We start from the raw sequence: 20,793 nt of genomic DNA on the forward strand, positions 1-20,793 counted from the left end.
TCAATGCTGCTTTGCACAAATTAACACCATTTGCCAAGTGTAAATTACTAACCCGGCGGTCAGTGGTGTTGTATTATTCATCACTTATCCTTGTCATATAAGCCATTCACAAGCCCTCCGCAGCAGAGAATGGGCTTTCTGCACTACAATATGGCATTAAAAATAAAGACCCTCCGCCGTGGCAAACCTTGTTGAAATCCGTGACTTGCACTTCTCGTATGGGAAGCGCCCCATCCTGGCCGGGCTCAACATGGACTTCCCAAAAGGGAAGGTGATTGCGGTCATGGGAGGCTCGGGCAGCGGCAAGACAACGGTGCTGCGCCTGATCGGCGGCCAGATCCGGCCCAGCAAGGGCCAGGTCAGCGTGGATGGCCAGGTCGTCCACAAGCTGAAGACGAAAGAGCTGTATTTGTTGCGCCGCAAGATGGGCATGTTGTTCCAGCATGGCGCGCTGTTTACCGACCTCACCGTGTTTGAAAACGTGGCGTTTCCGCTGCGCGAGCATACCGACCTGCCGGAAGAACTGATCCGCGACCTGGTGCTGATGAAGCTCAATGCGGTCGGCCTGCGCAACGCGGCGCCATTGAAACCGGGCGAGATTTCCGGCGGCATGGCGCGCCGGGTGGCGCTGGCCCGTTCGATCGCCCTCGACCCGCAACTGATCATGTATGACGAACCGTTCGCCGGCCTCGACCCGATTTCAATGGGCGTCACCGCGAACCTGGTCCGCAACCTGAACGATGCGTTGGGTTCGACCACCATCCTCGTGTCGCACGACGTGAAGGAATCGTTCACGATCGCGGACTATGTCTATTTTCTGTCGCAGGGCAAGATCGTTGCCCACGGCACGCCTGCTGAAATGATGGTATCGACCGACCCGTACGTCAAACAATTCGTCCATGCGGAAGCGGATGGTCCGGTGCCGTTCCACTACCCCGGCAAGTCGCTGGCCGAGGATCTGGGCCTGGGAGCGCGCAAATGATCGGCCGCCGCGTCCTTGCCGGTGTCGGCAACACCGTTCGCGATTACGTGGAAAGCGTCGGCTATGCCACGCGCACGTTCTTCACGATGCTGGGCCTGTCGCCGGGCATGATGCGCCGGCCCCACCTCGTCATCGAGCAGTTGCACTTCATCGGCAATTATTCGCTGCTGATCATCACGCTGTCCGGCCTGTTCGTCGGCATGGTGCTTGGCCTGCAGGGGTATTACACGCTGAACAAGTACGGCGCTTCCGAGTCGCTGGGCCTGCTCGTGGCGCTGGGCTTGACGCGCGAACTGGGGCCCGTCATCACCGGCTTGCTGTTCGCGGGCCGCGCCGGCACGTCGCTGACGGCTGAAATCGGCCTGATGAAGGCGGGAGAACAACTGTCCGCCATGGAAATGATGGCCGTGAACCCGATCCAGCGCGTGCTGGCACCGCGGTTCTGGGCCGGCGTCATTGCCGTGCCGCTGCTGGCGTCGATCTTTTCCGCCGTCGGCATCCTGGGGGGCTACCTGGTCGGCGTGGGCCTGATCGGCGTCGATGCCGGTGCCTTCTGGTCGCAGATGCAGGGCGGCATCGACCTGTGGAAGGACGTGGGCAACGGCTTCGTCAAGAGCGTGGTGTTCGGCATTGCCATCACCTTCATCGCCCTGTATCAGGGTTACGAGACGCGCCCCACGCCGGAAGACGTCGCCGGCGCCACCACCCGTACCGTGGTCGTGTCGTCGCTGATGATCTGGTGGCTCGACTTCATGCTGACAGCGCTGATGTTCAGCAAGTAATAGTCACCAAGTAATAGTCAGCAAGTAATGTTCAGCAAATAATGCGTAAATAATTGCATCGTGGAAATGCCCGGCGCGGTTACAGAAAAACAGATAGGATAAGTAAAAATGCAACGCAAATCTCTGGATGTGTGGGTCGGCCTGTTCGTCGTGATCGGCGTGGCCGCGCTGATGTTCCTGGCCCTGAAGGCCGGCAACAACAGCACGTTCTCGCTCGCGAACACCTACGAAATCACCGCCAAGTTCGACAATATCGGCAGCCTGCGCCCACAGGCGGCCGTGAAGGCCTCGGGCGTGGTGGTGGGGCGCGTGGCGCGCATCGCGTTCGACGACAAGTCGTACAAGGCAGCCGTCACATTGGAGATGGATTCGACGTACAAGTTCCCGAAAGACAGCTCGGCCAAGATCCTGACAGCCGGGCTGTTGGGCGAGCAGTATGTGGGGATCGAGGCCGGTGGCGATGAAAACAACCTGGCCGAAGGCGACAAGATCGCCCGTACGCAGTCCGCCGCGGTGCTGGAAGACCTGATCAACCAATTCATCTACAGCAAAGCCGCTGAAGGAAAGGACTGAAACTGATGCGCCGCACTACGACCCCTGTTCTACTGGCACTGGCCGCCGCGGCAACCCTGTCGGGCTGCGCCGTTGGGCCCGACAAGCGCGATCCGATGGAAAACTGGAACCGCGCGGTTTTCAATTTCAACGACAAGGTCGATACCTATGCGCTGAAGCCGGTCGCTACCGGCTACAAGAACGTCACGCCGACGTTCGTGCAGACCGGCGTCAACAACTTCTTCGGCAACCTGCAGGATCTGTGGACCGGCGGTAATAATCTGCTGCAAGGCAAGGGCGGTGACGCCGTGTCCGACTTCGGCCGCTTCGCGCTCAATTCCACGTTCGGCGTGCTGGGTCTGTTCGACATCGCTTCCGAAGCCGGCCTGCGCAAGCACAAGGAAGATTTCGGCCAGACACTGGGCCGCTGGGGCGTGCAATCCGGCCCCTACGTGATGCTGCCGCTGCTGGGCCCATCGACCTTGCGCGATACCGTCGGCCTGCCGCTGGACTTCGTGGCCGATCCCTGGTCGTACAAGGATCCCACGAATGTGCGCACCATCGGTGGCGTGATCCGCGTTGTCGACCAGCGCGCGTCGCTGCTCGATGCATCGAGCCTGCTCGAAGATGCCGCGCTGGACCGCTACGAGTTCGTCCGCGACGGTTTCCTGCAGCGTCGCCAGAGCCAGGTGTACGACGGCGACGTGCCGGAAACCAAGGCGGAAGAAAACGTGCCGGAACAGCCTTCGGTGAATCCGACGGGCGAAGGCACGGCGCAGCCGGCCACGTAACGGATCGTAAGAGACAGTAAGCGGCGGTAACGGCCGGCATTGGCCCGGCCACCGGCCGCTATAATGGCGCACCGGCCGGACAGTGAACCGGCCTGTTACCGCCGTACAACCACCGTGGGTACAAGCAACCCGGTACAACCAATATAGGTAAAACCACATGAAACTGATCAAGCAACTGCTCGCCGTCGCCACGATCGCGTTCGCCACCACCGGCTTCGCCGCGGCCCAGAGCGCGAACGAGGCACCCGACCAGCTGGTCAAGCGCATCAGCTCCGAGGTGCTGAACACCGCCAAGGCCGACAAGGAAATCCAGGCCGGCAACACCCGCAAGGTGATCGACCTGGTGGAAACCAAGATCCTGCCCTACGTGGATTTCGAGCGCATGACCGCGCTGGCCGCCGGCCGCTACTGGCGCGAAGCCACGCCGGAACAGAAGCGGGCCCTGTCCACCGAGTTCCGCACCCTGCTGATCTACACGTACTCCGGCGCCCTGTCGCAGGTGCGTAACGAAACGGTTGAATTCAAGCCGCTGCGCGCTGACGCCACCGACACCGAAGTGGAAGTGCGTTCCCAGGTCAACATGACCCGCGGCGAACCGGTGCTGCTGAACTACCGCGTGGCCAAGACCCCGGCTGGCTGGAAGATCTACGACATCAACGTGCTGGGCGCCTGGCTGGTGGAAACCTACAAGGGCACCTTCAACAGCGAGATCAGCAAGGGTGGCATCGATGGCCTGATCAAGACGCTGGCCGCGAAGAACAAGCAGCTGGCAAACAAGCCGCTGGCAACCGCCAAGAAGTAATACCTCTCGGGCCGGCGGCAACGCCGGCCCTTCACTATTTGAAAATCATGCCGGATTCTTCCAACAACATGCTGTCCCTGACCGCGCTGACCGTCGATAACGCCACGGCGGCGCTGGAACACGGCCTCGCGGCACTGCAGGCCGGCCAGGGCGAATTCGATATGCGCAACGTGGTGGCCGTCGATTCGGCCGCCGTTTCCGTGATGCTGGCGTGGCAGCGCGCCGCGCACGCGGCCGGCGTCACGCTGCGCCTCGTGAACCTGCCGCCGATGCTGCAAAGCCTGACCAAGCTGTATGGTGTCTGTTCCCTGGTATCGCCGGAGGCCTGCACGGCTGCCGAACTGCATCACCATTGACCCTGCCTTCCCCCCTCTCCGCTGTATTTCCGCCGGCCCGGGCGTGATCGGGTCGAAATTCCAATATAATTGACCGTTGCTCTTGCCAGAATGGCGCGAGCGCCCCCGTCCAAGGGGTTTCACGCGGTCCGCACGTCCGGCATGGCGCGGGCTGCCAGCGCAACGGTCGACGTTGCACAGAATACAAACAAGGCATGACAGCAATCCACATCAGCAATGTCCAGAAGCGCTACCAATCGCTGCAGGCGCTGGGCGGCGTGTCGCTCTCGATCGAGGAAGGCGAATTTTTCGGGCTGCTCGGGCCGAACGGCGCCGGCAAGACCACGCTGATCTCGATCATCGCGGGCCTGATCCGCGCCGACGCCGGCAGCGTTTCCATCCACGGCCATGACGTGGTGACCGATTTCCGCGCAGCCCGCAGGAAGCTTGGCGTGGTGCCGCAGGAGCTGGTGTTCGACCCGTTCTTCACGGTGCGCGAAACGCTGCGGCTGCAGTCCGGCTATTTCGGCCTGCCGAACAACGACAAGTGGATCGACGAGGTGATGGAAAACCTCGACCTGACCAACAAGGCCGATACCAATATGCGCGCGCTGTCCGGCGGCATGAAGCGCCGCGTGCTGGTGGCGCAGGCGCTGGTGCACAAGCCGCCCGTGATCGTGCTCGATGAGCCCACGGCCGGTGTCGACGTCGAACTGCGCCAGACGCTGTGGAAGTTCATCTCGCGCCTGAACCGCGAGGGCCACACCATCGTGCTGACGACCCACTACCTGGAAGAAGCGCAGGCGATGTGCAAGCGCGTGGCCATGATGAAGCTGGGCAAGGTGGTGGCGCTCGATACGATGTCGTCGCTGATCCGCCGCATCTCCGGCTCGCAGCTGATCGTGCACCTGAAGGCGGGCGACCTGCCGCCGGACCTGCAGCATCTGGTACTGCACGCCGAAACCGGCTCGCAGTTGTCCACCCTTGGCCGCAAGTACAGCCTGAAGGTCAACGAATACATGGAAGTGGAAACCATCCTGGCGCGGCTGCGCGAGAGCGGCGCCGTCATCGACGAGATGCAGCTGCAGCAGGCCGACCTCGAGGATATCTTCCTGGAGATCACCGGCACAGGAGCCCCGCAATGATGTCGACGGGCTTCCGCACCCTGGTGTACAAGGAAACGCTGCGTTTCTACAAGGTGGCCACGCAGACGATCGCCGCGCCGATCCTCACCGCCATGCTGTACCTGCTGATCTTCGGCCACGTGCTCGAAGGCCGCGTGCAGGTCTATGAAGGCGTGTCGTACACGTCGTTCCTGGTTCCCGGCCTGGTGATGATGAGCGTGCTGCAGAACTCGTTCGCCAATTCCTCGTCGTCGCTGATCCAGTCGAAGATCACCGGCAACCTGGTGTTCGTGCTGCTCACGCCCTTGTCGCACTGGGAAATCTTCTCGGCCTACACGATCGCCGCGATGGTGCGCGGCCTCGTCGTCGGCCTGGGCGTGTTCATCGCCACCGCCTGGTTCGCGCACATGTCGTTTGCCTGGCCGCTGTGGATCGTCGTGTTCGCGCTGCTGGGCGCCGCGATCCTCGGCACGATGGGCCTGATCGCCGGCGTCTGGGCCGAGAAATTCGACCAGCTGGCCGCGTTCCAGAACTTCCTGATCATGCCGCTCACTTTCCTGTCCGGCGTGTTCTACTCGATCCACTCGCTGCCGCCGTTCTGGCTGACCGTATCGCACCTGAACCCGTTCTTCTACATGATCGACGGCTTCCGCTACGGCTTCTTCGGCCAGTCCGACATCAATCCCTGGACCAGCCTGGCCATCGTGTCCGCCTTCCTGGTGGTGCTTGCGCTGCTGGCCATCCGCCTGCTCAAGAGCGGCTACAGGCTCAGACACTGAGCAGACATTCAAAGACATTGAAGAGGTACCCATCATGACCACGACTCCCGAAGCAATCCACGGCTACATTGCCGCCGGCCTCGACTGCACCCACCTCGAAGTGGAGGGCGACGGCCAGCACTTCACGGCCATCATCGTTTCGCCGGCATTCGCCGGCAAGCGCCCGATCCAGCGCCACCAGATCGTGTACGCGGCGCTGGGCGACCGCATGCGCGAGGAAATCCATGCGCTGTCGATGAAGACGCTGACCCCCGAAGAATTCGCGGCCAAGGCATAACAGGAAATTCAGGATAACAAGGAAAAGCATGGACAAACTGCTCATCACCGGCGGCAAGCGCCTGGTCGGCGACATCCAGATCTCCGGCGCCAAGAACGCGGCCCTGCCGATCCTGTGCGCGGGCCTGCTGACGGCAGGCGACCTGCAACTGGCGAACGTGCCGAACCTGCACGATGTGTCGACCATGCTCAAGCTGCTGCGCCAGACCGGCCTGACGGTGGCGCAGGACGGCGACAAGGTCACGCTGAACGGCGCGGGCATCAACAAGCTGGAAGCGCCGTATGAGCTGGTGAAGACGATGCGCGCGTCGATCCTCGTGCTCGGCCCGCTGCTGGCGCGCTTCGGCGAAGCCAAGGTATCGCTGCCGGGCGGTTGCGCGATCGGTTCGCGCCCCGTGGACCAGCACATCAAGGGCCTGCAGGCACTGGGCGCGGACATCTCGATCGATGCCGGCTACATCTATGCCAAGGCGAAAAAACTGAAAGGCACCCGCGTCGTCACCGACATGATCACGGTGACCGGCACGGAGAACCTCCTGATGGCGGCCACGCTGGCCGAAGGCGAAACGGTGCTGGACAACGCCGCCTGCGAGCCGGAAGTGACGGATCTCGCCAACCTGCTGGTGGCCATGGGCGCGAAGATCGACGGCATCGGCACCAGCCGCCTGGTGATCCAGGGCGTGCCTGCGCTGCACGGCGCATCGCACGCGGTGATCTCGGACCGCATCGAAGCGGCCACGTTCCTGTGCGCCGTGGCAGCCGCCGGCGGCGACATCACGATCCGCAACACGCGCACCGATATCCTCGATGCCGCGCTGGAAAAGCTGCGCGAGATGGGCGTGCGCCTGACCGTGGGCGATACGTGGATCCGCGCCCAGATGGATGCGCGGCCCACGCCGGTATCGTTCCGCACGACCGAATACCCGGGCTTCCCGACCGACATGCAGGCCCAGTTCATGGCCGTCAACACGATCGCCGACGGCCAGAGCACCGTCACCGAAACGATCTTTGAAAACCGCTTCATGCACGTGCAGGAAATGAACCGCCTGGGCGCGCGTATCCGGATCGACGGCAACACCTCCTTCATCGACGGCAGGCAGCAACTCATCGGCGCCCCGGTGATGGCCACCGACCTGCGCGCTTCGGCGTCGCTCGTCATCGCCGGCCTGGCCGCGAAGGGCGAAACGCTGGTCGACCGGATCTATCACCTGGACCGTGGCTACGACCGCATGGAAGTGAAGCTTTCCGCCGTCGGCGCCAACATCACCCGTATCAAATAAACCATGAGCACACTTCCTGCCCAGGCGACCGACCGCTCGCAACTGATCCTTGCCCTGTCGAAGGGCCGCATCTTCGAGGACACGCTGCCGTTGCTGGCCGCCGCCGGCATCACCGTCACGGAAAACCCGGAAACCTCGCGCAAGCTGATCCTGCCGACCAACGACCCGAACGTGCGCGTGCTGATCGTGCGCGCAACCGACGTGCCCACGTACGTGCAGCATGGCGCCGCCGACTTCGGCGTGGCCGGCAAGGACGTGCTGTTCGAGCATGGCGGCGAAGGCCTGTACCAGCCGATCGACCTGAACATCGCGCGTTGCCGCATGTCCGTCGCCGTGAAGGCCGGCTTCGACTACGAGACCGCGGTGCGCCAGGGCGCGCGCCTGCGGGTGGCGACGAAATTCACGGAAATGGCGCGCCAGCACTTCGCCAAGAAGGGCGTGCACGTCGACCTGATCAAGCTGTACGGCTCGATGGAGCTGGCGCCGCTGGTGGGCCTGTCCGATGCCATCGTCGACCTGGTCAGCACCGGCAGCACGCTGCGCGCCAACAACCTGGTGGAAGTGGAAGAGATCTGCGACATCTCGTCCCGCCTGGTCGTCAACCAGGCCGCGCTGAAACTGAAGCGCGCCCGCCTGCAGCCGATTCTCGAAGCGTTCGAGAAAGCCTCGCAAGAAAACCAGTAACACTGTAAAACCGTAGAACAGCAAAGCCGCCACCATGATCCAGATCCGCAAGCTCGACTCCACCGCCATCGACTTCCAGGAAACGCTCGACGCGCTGCTCGCGTTCGAAGCGGAAACCGATTTCGCCATCGAACAGGCCGTTACCGGGATCATCGCGCAGGTGCGCGCGCGCGGCGACGAAGCCGTGGTCGAGTACACGAACAAGTTCGACCGCATCCCGAACGGTGGCGCCGCCGACCTGCAGGCTTTCGAGATCGGCCAGGCCGAACTGGATGCCGCGCTGGCGGCGCTGCCGGACACGCAGCGCGCCGCGTTGCAGACGGCCGCCGAACGCATCCGTGTGTTCCACGAGCGCCAGAAGCAGGAGCTGCAGGGTTTCACCTATACCGAAGCGGATGGCACGATCCTCGGCCAGCGCATCACGCCGCTGGACCGCGTGGGCATCTACGTGCCGGGCGGGAAAGCCGCCTACCCGTCGTCCGTGCTGATGAACGCGATTCCCGCCAAGGTGGCCGGCGTCGGCGAGATCGTGATGGTCGTGCCGACACCGGATGGCATCAAGAACCAGATGGTGCTGGCCGCCGCCGCGATCGCCGGCGTCGACCGCGTGATCGGCATCGGCGGTGCGCAGGCCGTGGCCGCACTGGCCTATGGCACCGAGTCGATCAAGCCGGTCGACAAGATCGTCGGCCCCGGCAACGCCTACGTGGCGGCGGCCAAGCGCCGCGTGTTCGGCGCCGTGGGCATCGACATGATCGCCGGCCCGTCGGAAATCCTGGTAGTCTGCGACGGCACCACGGACCCTGACTGGGTGGCGATGGACCTGTTCTCGCAGGCCGAGCACGACGAGCTCGCGCAGGCGATCCTGCTGTGCCCGGACGCGGACTACATCGCGCAGGTCGAGGCGTCCATTCAAAAACTGCTGCCGACGATGCCGCGCCAGGAAACGATCCGCACCTCGCTGACCGACCGCGGCGCGCTGGTCAAGGTGCGCAGCATGGAAGAGGCATGCGAGATCGCCAACGCCATCGCCGCCGAGCACCTGGAAATTTCCGCCGAGGAGCCGCAGCAGTGGGCCGACAGGATCCGCCACGCGGGCGCCATGTTCCTGGGCCGCTTCTCGTCCGAATCGCTGGGCGACTATTGCTGCGGCCCGAACCACGTGCTGCCCACGTCGCGCACGGCGCGCTTCTCGTCGCCGCTGGGCGTGTACGATTTCCAGAAGCGCTCGTCGGTGATCCAGGTCAGCGAAGCCGGTGCCCAGACATTGGGTAAAATCGCCGCCGAGCTGGCATACGGCGAGGGCTTGCAGGCGCACGCGCGCAGCGCGGAGCTGCGGTTGAAACCATGAGTACCTGGCTCGATCAGGTGTTCTGCGAGGATGCGCTGGCAGGTTTGCATCGCATCCCGGATGGCTCGATCGACCTGATCCTCACAGACCCGCCGTACAACCTGGGCAAGGATTACGGCAATGCCTCCGACCAGCAGCCGGTGGACGATTTCCTGGCCTGGACCGAGCAATGGGTCGATGCCGCGCTGCCGAAGCTGAAGGAAAACGGCAGCCTGTATGTGTTCACGACGTGGCGCTCGGCGCCGGAAATCTTCGTGATGCTGAAACGGCGGATGACGATGATCAACGAGATCATCTGGGACCGCCGGGTGCCGTCGATGGGCGGCACCGTGCGCAGTTTTACGTCGGTGCACGACACGATCGGCTTTTTCGTGCGCCGCAAGGATTATTATTTCAACCTCGACGCCGTGCGCATCCCGTACGACGCCGAAACCAAGAAGGCCAGGTCGCGCTCGATCTTCGTGGGCGCGAAATGGCTGGAACAGGGCTACAACCCGAAAGACCTGTGGAGCGTATCGCGCTTGCACAGGCAACATGCGGAGCGGGTCGATCACCCCACGCAAAAGCCGCTCGAGATCATCGAACGGATGGTGAAGGCATCGTGCCCCCCGGGCGGCGTGGTGCTCGACCTGTTCATGGGCAGCGGCACCACGGCCGTCGCGGCGCGCAACACGGGCCGCCACTTCACCGGCTTTGAACTCAATCCCGACTATTGCAGGATCCTCGCCGAACGCCTGGATCAACTGGCCGTCGAGCCACAGGAGCCTGACCCCAAGGTCCGTCCGAAACGCCCGGCATCACCACCGGCCGCCGGGCAGCAGGGGTCTGACCCCAAGGCCCGCGCCAAAGGCCGGGTCCGCGCCGCCGATCCGGGGTCCGACCCCGGTTTTCTGGTGACGCCGCCTGCGGCCCCGGCCAGGAAGCGGGCAACGAGGAAACCGAAGTCCAAGGTTGTCGCCGCGCCAACAAGCGTCGACAGCCCCGAATAACGAATTGGAGTATTGAATAGCATGTCCCTCGACAGCCTGATCGCCAACACCATTCGCCCCGACGTGCGCAGCGACAAGAGCTACCACGTGCCGGATGCCAGCGGCTTCGTGAAGTTGGACGCGATGGAAAACCCGTACCAGTTGCCGGAAGACCTGCGGCGCGAGCTGGGCAACCGGCTGGCCGAGGTGGCGCTGAACCGCTACCCGGCGGCCGCCTACGGCCCGCTGAAGGAACGCATCCGCGCGAAGCTCGGCATCCCGGCCGGCTACGACGTACTGCTGGGCAATGGCTCCGATGAGCTGATCGCCATCATGGCCGCCACCTGCGCGTGGCAGGACCGCCGTGCCGTGATGCTGGCGCCGGTGCCCGCGTTCGTGATGTTCCAGCGCTCGGCCCAGGTGGCCGGCATGGATTTCGTCGGTGTGCCGCTGAAGGCGGACCTGACGCTCGACCTGCCGGCCATGCTGGCGGCGATCGAGCAGCACCGGCCCGCGCTGATCTTCCTGGCGTACCCGAACAATCCGACCGGCAACCTGTTCGACACGGCCGACATCGAAGCCATCCTGCGCGCGCAGGGCGACCGGGGCCTGGTCGTGGTCGACGAAGCCTACGAGCCGTTCGCACAGCAGAGCTTCATGCCGCGCCTGCCGGAATTCGGCAACCTGATCGTGATGCGCACGCTGTCCAAGCTGGGCCTGGCCGGCATCCGCCTCGGCTACATGTCGGCGGCGCCCTCGCTGCTCGAGCAGTTCGAGAAAGTGCGGCCGCCCTACAACATCAACGTGATGACGCAGGCGGCGGCCGAATTCGCGCTCGACCATGTCGACGTGCTCAACGAGCAGGCCCGGCTGCTGCGGGAGCAGCGCACCGCGCTGGCTGCCGCGCTGGCCGGCGTGCCGGGCGTGCAGGTGTTCCCGTCGGCGGCCAATTTCATCACGATCCGTGTGCCGGATGCCGACAGCGTCCATGCCAAACTGGTAAGTCGTAAAATCCTGATTAAAAATTTGAGTAAAATGCACAGTGTGCTGACGAACTGCCTGCGTGTGACCGTCAGCACGCCGGACGAGAACGCCGCTTTCCTCGATGCGCTGCGCGCCTCGTTGGCGGACCGATCCTAATACCCCAGAGCTTCCCATGAATTCACCAGCCCCGCGCATTGCAGAAGTCATCCGCAACACCAACGAGACGCAGATCCGCGTCGCCCTGAACCTGGACGGCACCGGCGTGCAAAAGCTCGATACCGGCGTGCCCTTCCTGGACCACATGCTGGACCAGATCGCGCGTCACGGCCTGATCGACCTGGACATCAAGGCCACCGGCGACACGCACATCGACAACCACCACACCGTCGAGGACGTGGGCATCACGCTGGGCATGGCGGTGGCCAAGGCCATCGGCGACCGCAAGGGCATCCGCCGCTATGGCCACGCCTATGTGCCGCTGGACGAGGCGCTGTCGCGCGTCGTCATCGATTTCTCGGGCCGCCCGGGCATCGAATACCACATCCCGTTTACCCGCGCGATGATCGGCACGTTCGACGTCGACCTGACGCTGGAATTCTTCCGCGGCTTCGTCAACCACGCCGGCATCTCGCTGCACATCGACAACCTGCGCGGCACCAACGCCCACCACCAGTGCGAGACGGTGTTCAAGGCGTTCGGCCGTGCGCTGCGCATGGCCGCCGAGTTCGACGAGCGCGCCGCCGGCACGATTCCCTCCACCAAAGGAAGCCTGTAAACAAAGGCCGGCTTTCACATCATGAAAAAAATTGTAGTAGTTGACTACGGCATGGGTAACGTGCGCTCCGTTGCGCAGGCCCTGCGTGCCGTCGCGCCGGAAGCCGACGTGTCCATTTCCGGCATTCCCGCCGAGATCGACGCGGCCGACCGCATCGTCCTACCCGGCCAGGGCTCCATGCTCGACTGCATGACGCACCTGCGCGAGTCGGGCGTGCACGATGCGCTGATGCGCGCCGCCGCAACGAAGCCGCTGATGGGCGTTTGCGTCGGCGAACAGATGCTGCTCGAGCGCAGCGAGGAACGCGATGCCCAAGGCCTGGGTCTGTTCCCGGGCTCGGTGGTGCGCTTCCAGCTCGACGGGCAATTGCAGGAAGACGGTTCCCGCTTCAAGGTGCCGCAGATCGGCTGGAACAAGGTGAAGCAGACCGCGCCGCATGCGATGTGGGAAGGCATTCCCGACGATGCGTATTTCTATTTCGTGCACAGCTATTACGCGCGGCCGGAAAACCCGGCGCACAGCGTGGGCGAAACCGTGTATGGCGCACCGTTCTGCTGCGTGATCGCGCGCGACAACATTTTCGCCACCCAGTTCCACCCGGAGAAAAGCGCGGCCACGGGCCTGCAGCTGTACAAGAATTTCGTCCACTGGAATCCCTGAGCTCCGCCGCGTCCCACTGACAGCGTCCACCCACCCACTTACTCGAACCCTTATCACACCATGCTGCTCATTCCCGCCATCGACCTCAAAGACGGTCACTGCGTTCGCCTGAAACAAGGCGACATGGAACAGTCCACCGTGTTTTCCGACGACCCTGGTGCCATGGCGCGCCACTGGCTGGAGCAGGGCGCGCGCCGCCTGCACCTGGTGGACCTGAATGGTGCCTTCGCCGGCAAGCCGAAGAACGAAGGCGCCGTGAAGGCGATCCTGAAAACGGTGCAGGAGTTCGCCCTGGAACACGATATCGACGAGATCCCCGTGCAACTGGGCGGCGGCATCCGCGACCTGGACACGATCGAACGCTACCTCGACGACGGTATCAGCTACATCATCATCGGCACCGCCGCGGTGAAGAGCCCCGGCTTCCTGCACGATGCGTGCGGCGCTTTCCCCGGCCACATCATCGTGGGCCTGGACGCCAAGGACGGCAAGGTGGCCACCGATGGCTGGAGCAAGATGTCCGGCCACGAAGTGATCGACCTGGCGCAGAAGTTCGAGCAGTACGGCGTGGAATCGATCGTCTACACCGACATCGGCCGCGACGGCATGATGGGCGGCGTGAACATCGAAGCCACGGTGCGCCTGGCGCAGGCCGTGCGCATTCCGATCATCGCCTCGGGCGGCCTGCACAACCTGGCCGACGTGGAAGCGCTGTGCGCGGTGCAGGATGAAGGCATCGAAGGCGTGATCTGCGGCCGTTCGATCTACGAAGGCACGATCAACCTGAACGAGGCGCAACTGCGCGCCGATGAACTCAGTGGCGACCTCCCCGGCGAATTCGCCGGCGAAGCCACGGACGAACCGTCCACCACGGAAAAATAATATGCTGGCCAAACGCATCATCCCTTGCCTGGACGTGACCGACGGCCGCGTCGTCAAGGGCGTCAATTTCACCGAACTGCGCGATGCCGGCGATCCGGTCGAGATCGCCCGCCGCTACGACGAGCAGGGCGCCGACGAGCTGACGTTCCTCGACATCACCGCCTCGTCCGACAATCGCGGCCTGATCCTGGACATCATCGAACGGGTCGCCGCGCAGGTCTTCATTCCGCTGACGGTCGGCGGCGGCGTGCGCAAGGTGGAAGACGTGCAGCGCCTGCTGAATGCGGGCGCGGACAAGATCAGCCTGAATACCTCGGCCGTCAGCAACCCGCAGCTGGTCTTCGACGCCTCGCAGAAGCACGGTTCCCAATGCATCGTGGTGGCCATCGACGCCAAGCAGGTCTCCCCAGGCAAGTGGCAGGTATTCACGCATGGCGGCCGCAACGCCACCGGGCTCGATGCCGTCGAATGGGCGCAGAAAATGGCCTCGCTGGGCGCCGGCGAACTGCTGCTGACCAGCATGGACCGCGACGGTACCAAGAGCGGCTTCGACCTGGCGCTGACGCGCGCCGTGTCCGATGCCGTGGGCATTCCGGTGATCGCCTCGGGCGGCGTGGGCGGCTTGCAGGACCTGGCCGATGGCGTGACGAAAGGCCACGCCGACGCCGTTCTGGCCGCCAGTATCTTCCACTATGGGCAGCACACGGTGCAGGAAGCCAAGCGCTTCATGGCGCAGCAGGGCATTCCGGTGCGCGAGGCCTGAGAGAACAGCATGAGTATTCCAACGACAACGCCTAGCGTAGCCAAGGCAAAATGGCTGAACCGCGTGCACTGGGACGAACACGGCCTGGTGCCCGTGATCGTGCAGGAAAGCGGCAGCAACGACGTACTGATGTTCGCCTGGATGAACCGCGATGCACTGTTCAAGACGGTGGAACTGCGCGAAGCCGTGTACTGGAGCCGTTCGCGCAAGAAGCTGTGGCACAAGGGCGAGGAATCCGGGCATGTGCAGAAGGTGCTCGACATCCGTCTCGACTGCGACGAGGATGTGGTGCTGCTGAAGGTGGAGCAGGCCGGCGGCATCGCCTGCCACACGGGGCGCCATTCCTGCTTCTTCCAGCAGTTCGACGGCGACCCGAAGGATGGCGACTGGCGGGACGTGGAACCGGTGCTGAAGGATCCGGAAACCATTTATACGGACAAGAAGAAATGAGCATCGAAGCAAACGAGGCCGCCGGCACGATCCTGGACCGCGTGGCCGCCACGATCGAGTCGCGCAAGGGCGCCGATCCCGCCACGTCGTACGTGGCCAAGCTGTTCTCGAAAGGCGATGACGCGATCCTGAAAAAGATCGGCGAGGAAGCCACCGAGACCGTGATGGCCGCCAAGGATGCCCGCGTGACGGGCGATGGCGCGAAGGTGCTGTACGAAGTGGCCGATCTGTGGTTCCATTCGCTCGTGTTGCTGGCCCAGTTCGACCTGTCGCCACAGCAGGTGCTCGACGAGCTGGCGCGCCGCGAAGGCATGTCCGGCATTGCCGAAAAAGCCGCGCGCCCGGAATAACTGAAAAAGGACTGACCCGTGGATAACTGCCTGTTCTGCAAGATCGCCGCCAAACAAGTGCCTGCAAGCGTCGTCTACGAAGACGACGAGCTGCTGGCATTCAAGGACATCAACCCGGCCGCGCCGGTGCACCTGCTGGTGATCCCGAAAAAGCATATTTCCACGCTGACCGAAGCGCAGCCGGAAGACACACTCTTGCTGGGCAAGATACTGGCCCTGGCACCGAAGCTGGCCGAGGAACATGGCGTGTCGGTGGTTTACGGCGAGGATGGCAGCCCCACGCGTGGCTACAAGACGCTGATCAACAGCGGCCCGGACGGCGGGCAGGTGATTTATCACCTGCACATGCACCTGTACGGCGGCCCGCGGCCGTGGCGCGGCATGCACTGATCCGGGCGGCACCGGATACCCCGATTAAGCAGGCGGAAGAGTTATTTCCGGCCGTTACTGTGACAGGCACATGACATCACAAGAGTCGTGTAAACTGTTTGTTCTTACCGAATTCGGGCATTACCGCCCTGCAAGGAGAATAGTATGGGTTCCATGAGCATCTGGCATTGGGTGATCGTCCTGGTCGTCGTCATGCTGGTTTTCGGCACCAAGAAGCTGGGCAATATCGGCTCCGACCTGGGCAAGGCCGTCAAGGGTTTCAAGGATGGCGTGAAGACCGACGAGAAAGATGCGGCCGAACAGCCTGCGCCGCCGCCCGCGCACGTGACCGACAAGGGCACGATCGAGGTCGACGCCAAGGAAAAGACCAAGCATTGAGCGCATGCTGATACCGCAAGCTGATACATGATCGATCTCGGTCTTTCCAAACTGGCCATCATCGGCGTCGTTGCGCTGATCGTCATCGGTCCCGAAAAACTGCCGAAGGTGGCGCGCATGGCCGGCACGCTGTATGGCCGCGCCCAGCGCTACCTGCACGACGTGAAGAGCGAAGTCAGTCGCGAAATCGAGCTGGAAGAACTGCGCAACCTGCAAAAGAACGTGCAGGAACAGGCGCAGAACATCAAGGCCGATGTCGAGAATTCGATCCAGAAGAACATGGCCGAGGTGGAGGATGTCTTCAAGATAGAAGACACCGCCGACACCTATGCCAGCCCCGCGCCCGACTTCCATTCGGCCACGCTGGAAGACCAGTCGCGCAAGGCCAAGGAATTCCGCCGCAAGCGCCTCGTGCGCACCTCCGCCGTGCCGCAGTGGTACAAGCAGCGCACCGGCGGCCGCATGCACGTGGTGTCCGGCGCGGCGCGCGTGGCGCGCTTCCGTCCGCGCAACGGTCAACCTCCCGCCTCCTTTTATTGATGAGCACTGAACAACCGGCCGAAGAAACCTTCATCAGCCATCTCGTAGAACTGCGTGACCGGCTGCTGAAAGCTTCCATCGGCGTCCTGATCGTCACGGCCCTGCTGATGGCGTGGCCAGGGCCCACCATGCTGTACGACTTCCTGGCCCAGCCGATGATCGATGCGCTGCCTGTCGGCGCGAAGATCATCGCCACCGGCGTGACCGCGCCGTTTCTCGTGCCGATGAAGGTCACGCTGATGCTGGGCATCATCCTGGCGTTGCCGTGGGTGCTGTACCAGGCGTGGGCGTTCGTCGCACCGGGCCTGTACACGCACGAAAAGCGCCTGGTGGCGCCGCTGGTGATTTCCTCCTCGCTGCTGTTCGTGGCCGGGGTGGCGTTCTGCTACTTCTTCGTGTTCGGGCGGGTCTTCCACTTCATCGCCACGTTCGCGCCATCGTCGATCGCCGTCACCCCCGACATCGAGAATTACCTCGATTTCGTGATGTCGATGTGCCTGGCATTCGGCGCCGCGTTCGAAGTGCCGATCGTGGTGGTGATCCTGGTGCGGATGAACCTCGTCACGCTGGCCAAGCTGCGGGAGTGGCGGCCCTATGTGATCGTGGGCGCCTTCGTCATCGCCGCCATCGTCACGCCGCCGGACGTGGTCAGCCAGTTCGCCCTGGCCATCCCGATGTGGATGCTGTTCGAGCTGGGGCTGCTGGTCTCGCCGATGTTCGTCAAGATGACGCAGGCGCCGGAGAATCAGACTTAAGCGCCAGACGTAAATACAGTCAGCAAAAAAAAGGAGCCTCGGCTCCTTTTTTATTCGTTTGGGCTGCGCAATGTTGCCAGAAAAATGGGGACGTACCCCATTTTTCGGGAAATCTTTGTTTACTGCATCAGTTCGCGGATCACCTTCACCGGCGCGCTGCCGTAGCCGAGGAACTCCTCGTTGAACGCCTTTTGCGTGAACTTGCTGCCCAGCGCAGTGCGGCGCTGTTCGCGCAATTCCATGATTTCGCTGTAGCCGCTGAAGTAGGATGTCAGCTGCACGGAGGTGAGCGTGACGCGGCGCCATTTCTCGGCCGCTTCCTGCTGCGTCTGGAACGCCTGCCGGGTCAGCAGGTCGAGCGCCTGCTCCTGCTTCATGTCGAGCACGTGCACGCTGTAGTCGAGGATCGTGTTCGTCACGCTGCGCAGGTTCCACTTCGAATACATCAGCCACATTTCGGGCGAGTTGTCATAGCCCGATTCGAGCATCATGCGCTCGCTGAACACGGCCCAGCCTTCGACCATGGCGCCATTGCCGAAGATCGACTTCACCAGGGAAGGCGACTTGTTCGCATAGACCAGCTGCGCATAGTGGCCGGGGATGGCCTCGTGCATGTTCAGGATCTGCAGGATCCAGTGGTTGTATTCGCGCAGGCTGCTTTCTGCCTGTTCCGGGGTGGCGCCGGTCAGCGGTGTCACGTTGTAGTAGGTACGGTCCTGCGGGCGGTAGGGGCCGGGCGCCTCGATGCTGGCGCCGGCCACGCCGCGCTGGTAGGCCGGGGTTTCACGCACGACCAGGGGCTTGTCCGCGTCGAGCGTGAGCAGGTCGTTCTTCGTCACCCACTCCTGCAGCTTCGGGATCTGCGCCTTGATCTCGTCGACGAAGCGCTCGGGCGCCACGTGGTTGGCCGAGAGCTTGTCGATCATCATGCCGATCTTGGCATAGCGGTCGGCCGGTTTGCGCACGTCGGCCAGGTACTTCGGCCACAGTTCGTCGCTGATGCGGTCCATGTTCGCCAGCAGCTCGTCGCGCGCCGTCAGCGCCTTCTGGTAAGTCTGCTCGCCCGTGCTGGCGGACTGGATGTCGAACGCGAACTTCTGTTCGTACAGCTCGCGGCCGATGCGGAACGAGCGCGCACCCTGCACGGCCAGCATCTTGTCCGTCTCGCCAAGCCAGGCCGCATAGGCCTGCACGGCCGTTTTCGCGGCGGCGATGCGCTGCCCGAACAGGCCCTTCTCGTTGGCGGCCAGCGACGACGCCTGCGCTTCCTTGTCCAGCTCGTCCAGCAGCGCGATCACGCCGGGCGCCTGCGCGATCGCGAGCTGCGTGTGTTCGCGCGTGGGCGTCGTGATGTTGTTGCGCGCCGCTTCATAGTAGGCCGGCACGTTGGCGATGCGCCGCAGCAGCGTGCGCAGCCGCTGCGACTTGGCCGCGTACTCGGTGTGCAGGATGTAGTCGATCGGGCCGGCGATGTTGTACAGCGCCGGGTTCCATTCGAATTCACGGAATGTCGTCAGGTACCAGCGATCCGACTTGAGCTTGTTGACGAGCAGCGCCATATCGGTACGCTGGCGTGCCGACAGCTGGCGCGCGTCGATCTTGCCGAAGCGGGCCAGCCAGCTGTCGATGAAGGCGATCTGCAGCTGGCGCGTGGCCAGGTCGGGCACCGTGAGCGTGGCGGCCGTATCGTACTTGCCAACCGTGATCGCGGTTTCCGGATCCATGCGCCACAGCGCATTGAGGAACTGGTTCGATTGCGAATTGAACGTGCGGTCGGCGCGGCTTTCGGACGATGCCGAAGCGGCTGAAGCTGCGGCCGCACCGGTGGCGACGGCGGCTGCTGCGCCGGCCTTCTTGGCAGTGGACTTCGATTTGGAGGATTTCTTGGCGGGGACGGTCTTGCTGGATTTTGCCTTCGACGGCTTTCTTGCCGCCTCGGCAGGCGTAAAGGCCAGCGCCAGCATCATGGCGGCCAGCGCGAGTTTTGTCTTGATCATCGTGTAACTTTCTCTTACCGGGGTCGAACAGGGGCGAGATTATCATTAATCAACTCGCCGGAACCCGGCATGTTACACGACGCTACAAAGCCGCCTCCTCAAGCCAGCCGGTCGTCCCGCAATGCCTGCTGGTGACGTTCGTTGATGAGCGCCACCGCTTCGCGCCCGCGCGCCATGTGGGTCAGCCTGATCTCGCTGGCCGGCGTGAACCGGTGCGCCACGCGGATCGACCACGACCGCAGCAGCCAGCTGCCGAACGACTGCGCGTAGGACGCCTGGTCGAGATCGCGCCACTTGATGCCGCGGATGCCGCGTTGCCAGGGCAGCACGCCCGAATACAGCCAGACGCCGGCATCGTCGTAATACAGTTGCACGCTGCGGATCAGCAGCACGCGGTAGCCGATCAGCAGCGTGGAGGCGGCCAGCACGCCGGCGGCGGCCAGTTGCGAGTGGTTGAAGGCAAGCCGCAGCACGAATGTCATCACCACGGCCACCAGCAGGCAGCCGATATAGGCGGTCCAGGCCTTGCGGCACAGGGGGATGCCGTGCGTGGCGGCGGTGAGGTCACTTTCCTTGAGTCGTTCCATGCCCGGATGATTGCATGGAATGGCCGTTCCGGGAAAGGGGAGCGGCCCGGGTTGGGCCCAAACCTGATGTCGTCAAGTCAGCGCTTGGCCGGCAAGTGAAATCGCATCCATAACCAAAAAGCGAACGTCTGGGGTCAGACCCGCCGGGTCTGACCCCGGCTTTTGCCTTTGGGGTGGGCTTATCTGAATGGCATCAGGCTTAGACCGGCCCCTGGCGGCTGTCCATCCGCTCGGCATGGTCGCGGCCCGCGAAACGGTCGAGGATGCCGGCGGCGCGCGTGCCGTCGCGATCGTTGTCCACTTCGACCTGCAGCAGGCAATTGCTGCGCTGGACCGGGGTGCGCACTTCGCCGTTGGCGGACTGGCGGTTCGGGTTGTCGAACGATGGGGTGGGTTTCTCGGTCAGGTCGACCACGAAGTTGCCCTCGACGGGGCCTGCTTCATCTTCGTGGACGTTCATGGAAATGGCGGATGCGGCGATGCCGGACGCGATCAGCGCCTCGCGCGCCTGCTGCGCCACTTCCACGCTGTCGAATACGCGGAGGAGGGTGTCGGCCATGATGTACTCCTGATGGG

The 20,793-nt window shown here is 63.5% G+C and carries 27 protein-coding genes; 24 read left to right on the forward strand and 3 right to left on the reverse strand.

The genetic code is table 11. The annotated features are described in order from the left end of the window. Nucleotides 1–178: 178 nt before the first annotated feature. The 24 genes from EWM63_RS13910 (at nt 179) to tatC (ending at nt 17,633) form a co-directional block, all read left to right on the forward strand. On the forward strand, nt 179–982 hold the full coding sequence (locus EWM63_RS13910; RefSeq protein WP_130187069.1) for an ABC transporter ATP-binding protein: 804 nt from the start codon (nt 179–181) through the stop codon (nt 980–982). Further along, the gene (gene mlaE, locus EWM63_RS13915) at nt 979–1,764 is read left to right on the forward strand and encodes a lipid asymmetry maintenance ABC transporter permease subunit MlaE (protein WP_130187070.1); all 786 of its coding nucleotides are present in this window, start codon (nt 979–981) and stop codon (nt 1,762–1,764) included. The genes EWM63_RS13910 and mlaE overlap by 4 nt, the downstream gene beginning before the upstream one ends. Before the next feature lie 108 nt (nt 1,765–1,872). Next, nucleotides 1,873–2,337 carry an outer membrane lipid asymmetry maintenance protein MlaD gene (mlaD, locus tag EWM63_RS13920; protein ID WP_130187071.1) on the forward strand — a complete coding sequence of 155 codons (465 nt, stop codon included), beginning with the start codon at nt 1,873–1,875 and terminating at the stop codon, nt 2,335–2,337. A 5-nt stretch (nt 2,338–2,342) separates the two neighbouring features. Continuing rightward, on the forward strand, nt 2,343–3,107 hold the full coding sequence (locus tag EWM63_RS13925) for an MlaA family lipoprotein (protein ID WP_130187072.1): 765 nt from the start codon (nt 2,343–2,345) through the stop codon (nt 3,105–3,107). Between the two features lie 157 nt (nt 3,108–3,264). Further along, the gene (locus EWM63_RS13930) at nt 3,265–3,909 is read left to right on the forward strand and encodes an MlaC/ttg2D family ABC transporter substrate-binding protein (RefSeq protein ID WP_130187073.1); all 645 of its coding nucleotides are present in this window, start codon (nt 3,265–3,267) and stop codon (nt 3,907–3,909) included. A gap of 47 nt (nt 3,910–3,956) precedes the next feature. Next, nucleotides 3,957–4,265, forward strand: a complete 309-nt coding sequence (locus EWM63_RS13935; RefSeq protein ID WP_130187074.1) for an STAS domain-containing protein — start codon at nt 3,957–3,959, stop codon at nt 4,263–4,265. A gap of 194 nt (nt 4,266–4,459) precedes the next feature. Further along, nucleotides 4,460–5,389: an ABC transporter ATP-binding protein gene (locus EWM63_RS13940; protein WP_130187075.1), complete on the forward strand. Its 930-nt coding sequence runs from the start codon at nt 4,460–4,462 to the stop codon at nt 5,387–5,389. After that, nucleotides 5,386–6,147, forward strand: a complete 762-nt coding sequence (locus EWM63_RS13945) for an ABC transporter permease (protein ID WP_130187076.1) — start codon at nt 5,386–5,388, stop codon at nt 6,145–6,147. The genes EWM63_RS13940 and EWM63_RS13945 overlap by 4 nt, the downstream gene beginning before the upstream one ends. 34 nt (nt 6,148–6,181) lie before the next feature. Beyond that, on the forward strand, nt 6,182–6,424 hold the full coding sequence (locus tag EWM63_RS13950) for a BolA family protein (RefSeq protein ID WP_130187077.1): 243 nt from the start codon (nt 6,182–6,184) through the stop codon (nt 6,422–6,424). A gap of 28 nt (nt 6,425–6,452) precedes the next feature. Then, a complete protein-coding gene (murA, locus tag EWM63_RS13955) occupies nt 6,453–7,703 on the forward strand; it encodes a UDP-N-acetylglucosamine 1-carboxyvinyltransferase (protein ID WP_130187078.1) in 1,251 nt (416 codons plus the stop codon). Between the two features lie 3 nt (nt 7,704–7,706). Beyond that, a complete protein-coding gene (hisG, locus tag EWM63_RS13960) occupies nt 7,707–8,387 on the forward strand; it encodes an ATP phosphoribosyltransferase (protein ID WP_130187079.1) in 681 nt (226 codons plus the stop codon). A gap of 34 nt (nt 8,388–8,421) precedes the next feature. After that, a complete protein-coding gene (hisD, locus tag EWM63_RS13965; RefSeq protein ID WP_130187080.1) occupies nt 8,422–9,738 on the forward strand; it encodes a histidinol dehydrogenase in 1,317 nt (438 codons plus the stop codon). Next, on the forward strand, nt 9,735–10,727 hold the full coding sequence (locus EWM63_RS13970) for a DNA-methyltransferase (RefSeq protein ID WP_130187081.1): 993 nt from the start codon (nt 9,735–9,737) through the stop codon (nt 10,725–10,727). Before hisD ends, EWM63_RS13970 begins: the two co-directional genes overlap by 4 nt. Before the next feature lie 21 nt (nt 10,728–10,748). Continuing rightward, on the forward strand, nt 10,749–11,846 hold the full coding sequence (gene hisC, locus EWM63_RS13975) for a histidinol-phosphate transaminase (RefSeq protein WP_130187082.1): 1,098 nt from the start codon (nt 10,749–10,751) through the stop codon (nt 11,844–11,846). 16 nt (nt 11,847–11,862) lie between these two features. After that, nucleotides 11,863–12,465: an imidazoleglycerol-phosphate dehydratase HisB gene (gene hisB, locus EWM63_RS13980; RefSeq protein WP_130187083.1), complete on the forward strand. Its 603-nt coding sequence runs from the start codon at nt 11,863–11,865 to the stop codon at nt 12,463–12,465. A 21-nt stretch (nt 12,466–12,486) separates the two neighbouring features. After that, nucleotides 12,487–13,125 carry an imidazole glycerol phosphate synthase subunit HisH gene (hisH, locus tag EWM63_RS13985; protein WP_130187084.1) on the forward strand — a complete coding sequence of 213 codons (639 nt, stop codon included), beginning with the start codon at nt 12,487–12,489 and terminating at the stop codon, nt 13,123–13,125. A gap of 60 nt (nt 13,126–13,185) precedes the next feature. Then, on the forward strand, nt 13,186–14,007 hold the full coding sequence (gene hisA, locus EWM63_RS13990) for a 1-(5-phosphoribosyl)-5-[(5-phosphoribosylamino)methylideneamino]imidazole-4-carboxamide isomerase (protein WP_130187085.1): 822 nt from the start codon (nt 13,186–13,188) through the stop codon (nt 14,005–14,007). A 1-nt stretch (nt 14,008) separates the two neighbouring features. Beyond that, entirely contained in the window at nt 14,009–14,770 is a 762-nt protein-coding gene (gene hisF, locus EWM63_RS13995; protein ID WP_130187086.1) for an imidazole glycerol phosphate synthase subunit HisF, read from the forward strand. 9 nt (nt 14,771–14,779) lie between these two features. Further along, nucleotides 14,780–15,220, forward strand: coding sequence for a phosphoribosyl-AMP cyclohydrolase (hisI, locus tag EWM63_RS14000; RefSeq protein WP_130187087.1), 441 nt, complete (start codon nt 14,780–14,782; stop codon nt 15,218–15,220). Further along, nucleotides 15,217–15,570, forward strand: coding sequence for a phosphoribosyl-ATP diphosphatase (locus EWM63_RS14005; protein ID WP_130187088.1), 354 nt, complete (start codon nt 15,217–15,219; stop codon nt 15,568–15,570). The genes hisI and EWM63_RS14005 overlap by 4 nt, the downstream gene beginning before the upstream one ends. 18 nt (nt 15,571–15,588) lie before the next feature. After that, nucleotides 15,589–15,960 carry a histidine triad nucleotide-binding protein gene (locus EWM63_RS14010; protein WP_130187089.1) on the forward strand — a complete coding sequence of 124 codons (372 nt, stop codon included), beginning with the start codon at nt 15,589–15,591 and terminating at the stop codon, nt 15,958–15,960. 144 nt (nt 15,961–16,104) lie between these two features. Further along, nucleotides 16,105–16,338 (forward strand): Sec-independent protein translocase subunit TatA, encoded by a 234-nt coding sequence (tatA, locus tag EWM63_RS14015; RefSeq protein ID WP_130187090.1) that lies wholly within the window; start codon nt 16,105–16,107, stop codon nt 16,336–16,338. Between the two features lie 27 nt (nt 16,339–16,365). Next, nucleotides 16,366–16,878 (forward strand): Sec-independent protein translocase protein TatB, encoded by a 513-nt coding sequence (gene tatB / locus EWM63_RS14020; protein ID WP_130187091.1) that lies wholly within the window; start codon nt 16,366–16,368, stop codon nt 16,876–16,878. Next, entirely contained in the window at nt 16,878–17,633 is a 756-nt protein-coding gene (gene tatC, locus EWM63_RS14025; RefSeq protein WP_130187092.1) for a twin-arginine translocase subunit TatC, read from the forward strand. The genes tatB and tatC overlap by 1 nt, the downstream gene beginning before the upstream one ends. A 119-nt stretch (nt 17,634–17,752) precedes the next feature. Here tatC and EWM63_RS14030 read toward each other — a convergent pair whose 3' ends face one another. The 3 genes from EWM63_RS14030 to EWM63_RS14040 all read right to left on the reverse strand — a co-directional run bounded on the left by EWM63_RS14030 (nt 17,753) and on the right by EWM63_RS14040 (nt 20,776). Next, nucleotides 17,753–19,630 carry a DUF885 domain-containing protein gene (locus EWM63_RS14030; protein WP_130187093.1) on the reverse strand — a complete coding sequence of 626 codons (1,878 nt, stop codon included), beginning with the start codon at nt 19,628–19,630 and terminating at the stop codon, nt 17,753–17,755. Nucleotides 19,631–19,728: 98 nt separating this feature from the next. Beyond that, nucleotides 19,729–20,217: a hypothetical protein gene (locus tag EWM63_RS14035; protein WP_130187094.1), complete on the reverse strand. Its 489-nt coding sequence runs from the start codon at nt 20,215–20,217 to the stop codon at nt 19,729–19,731. A gap of 199 nt (nt 20,218–20,416) precedes the next feature. After that, nucleotides 20,417–20,776 carry a hypothetical protein gene (locus tag EWM63_RS14040; RefSeq protein ID WP_130187095.1) on the reverse strand — a complete coding sequence of 120 codons (360 nt, stop codon included), beginning with the start codon at nt 20,774–20,776 and terminating at the stop codon, nt 20,417–20,419. Between the last annotated feature and the right edge of the window lie 17 nt (nt 20,777–20,793).

It is taken from the genome of Pseudoduganella lutea, assembly GCF_004209755.1.
GTDB classification, from domain to species: Bacteria; Pseudomonadota; Gammaproteobacteria; order Burkholderiales; family Burkholderiaceae_D; genus Rugamonas; species Rugamonas lutea.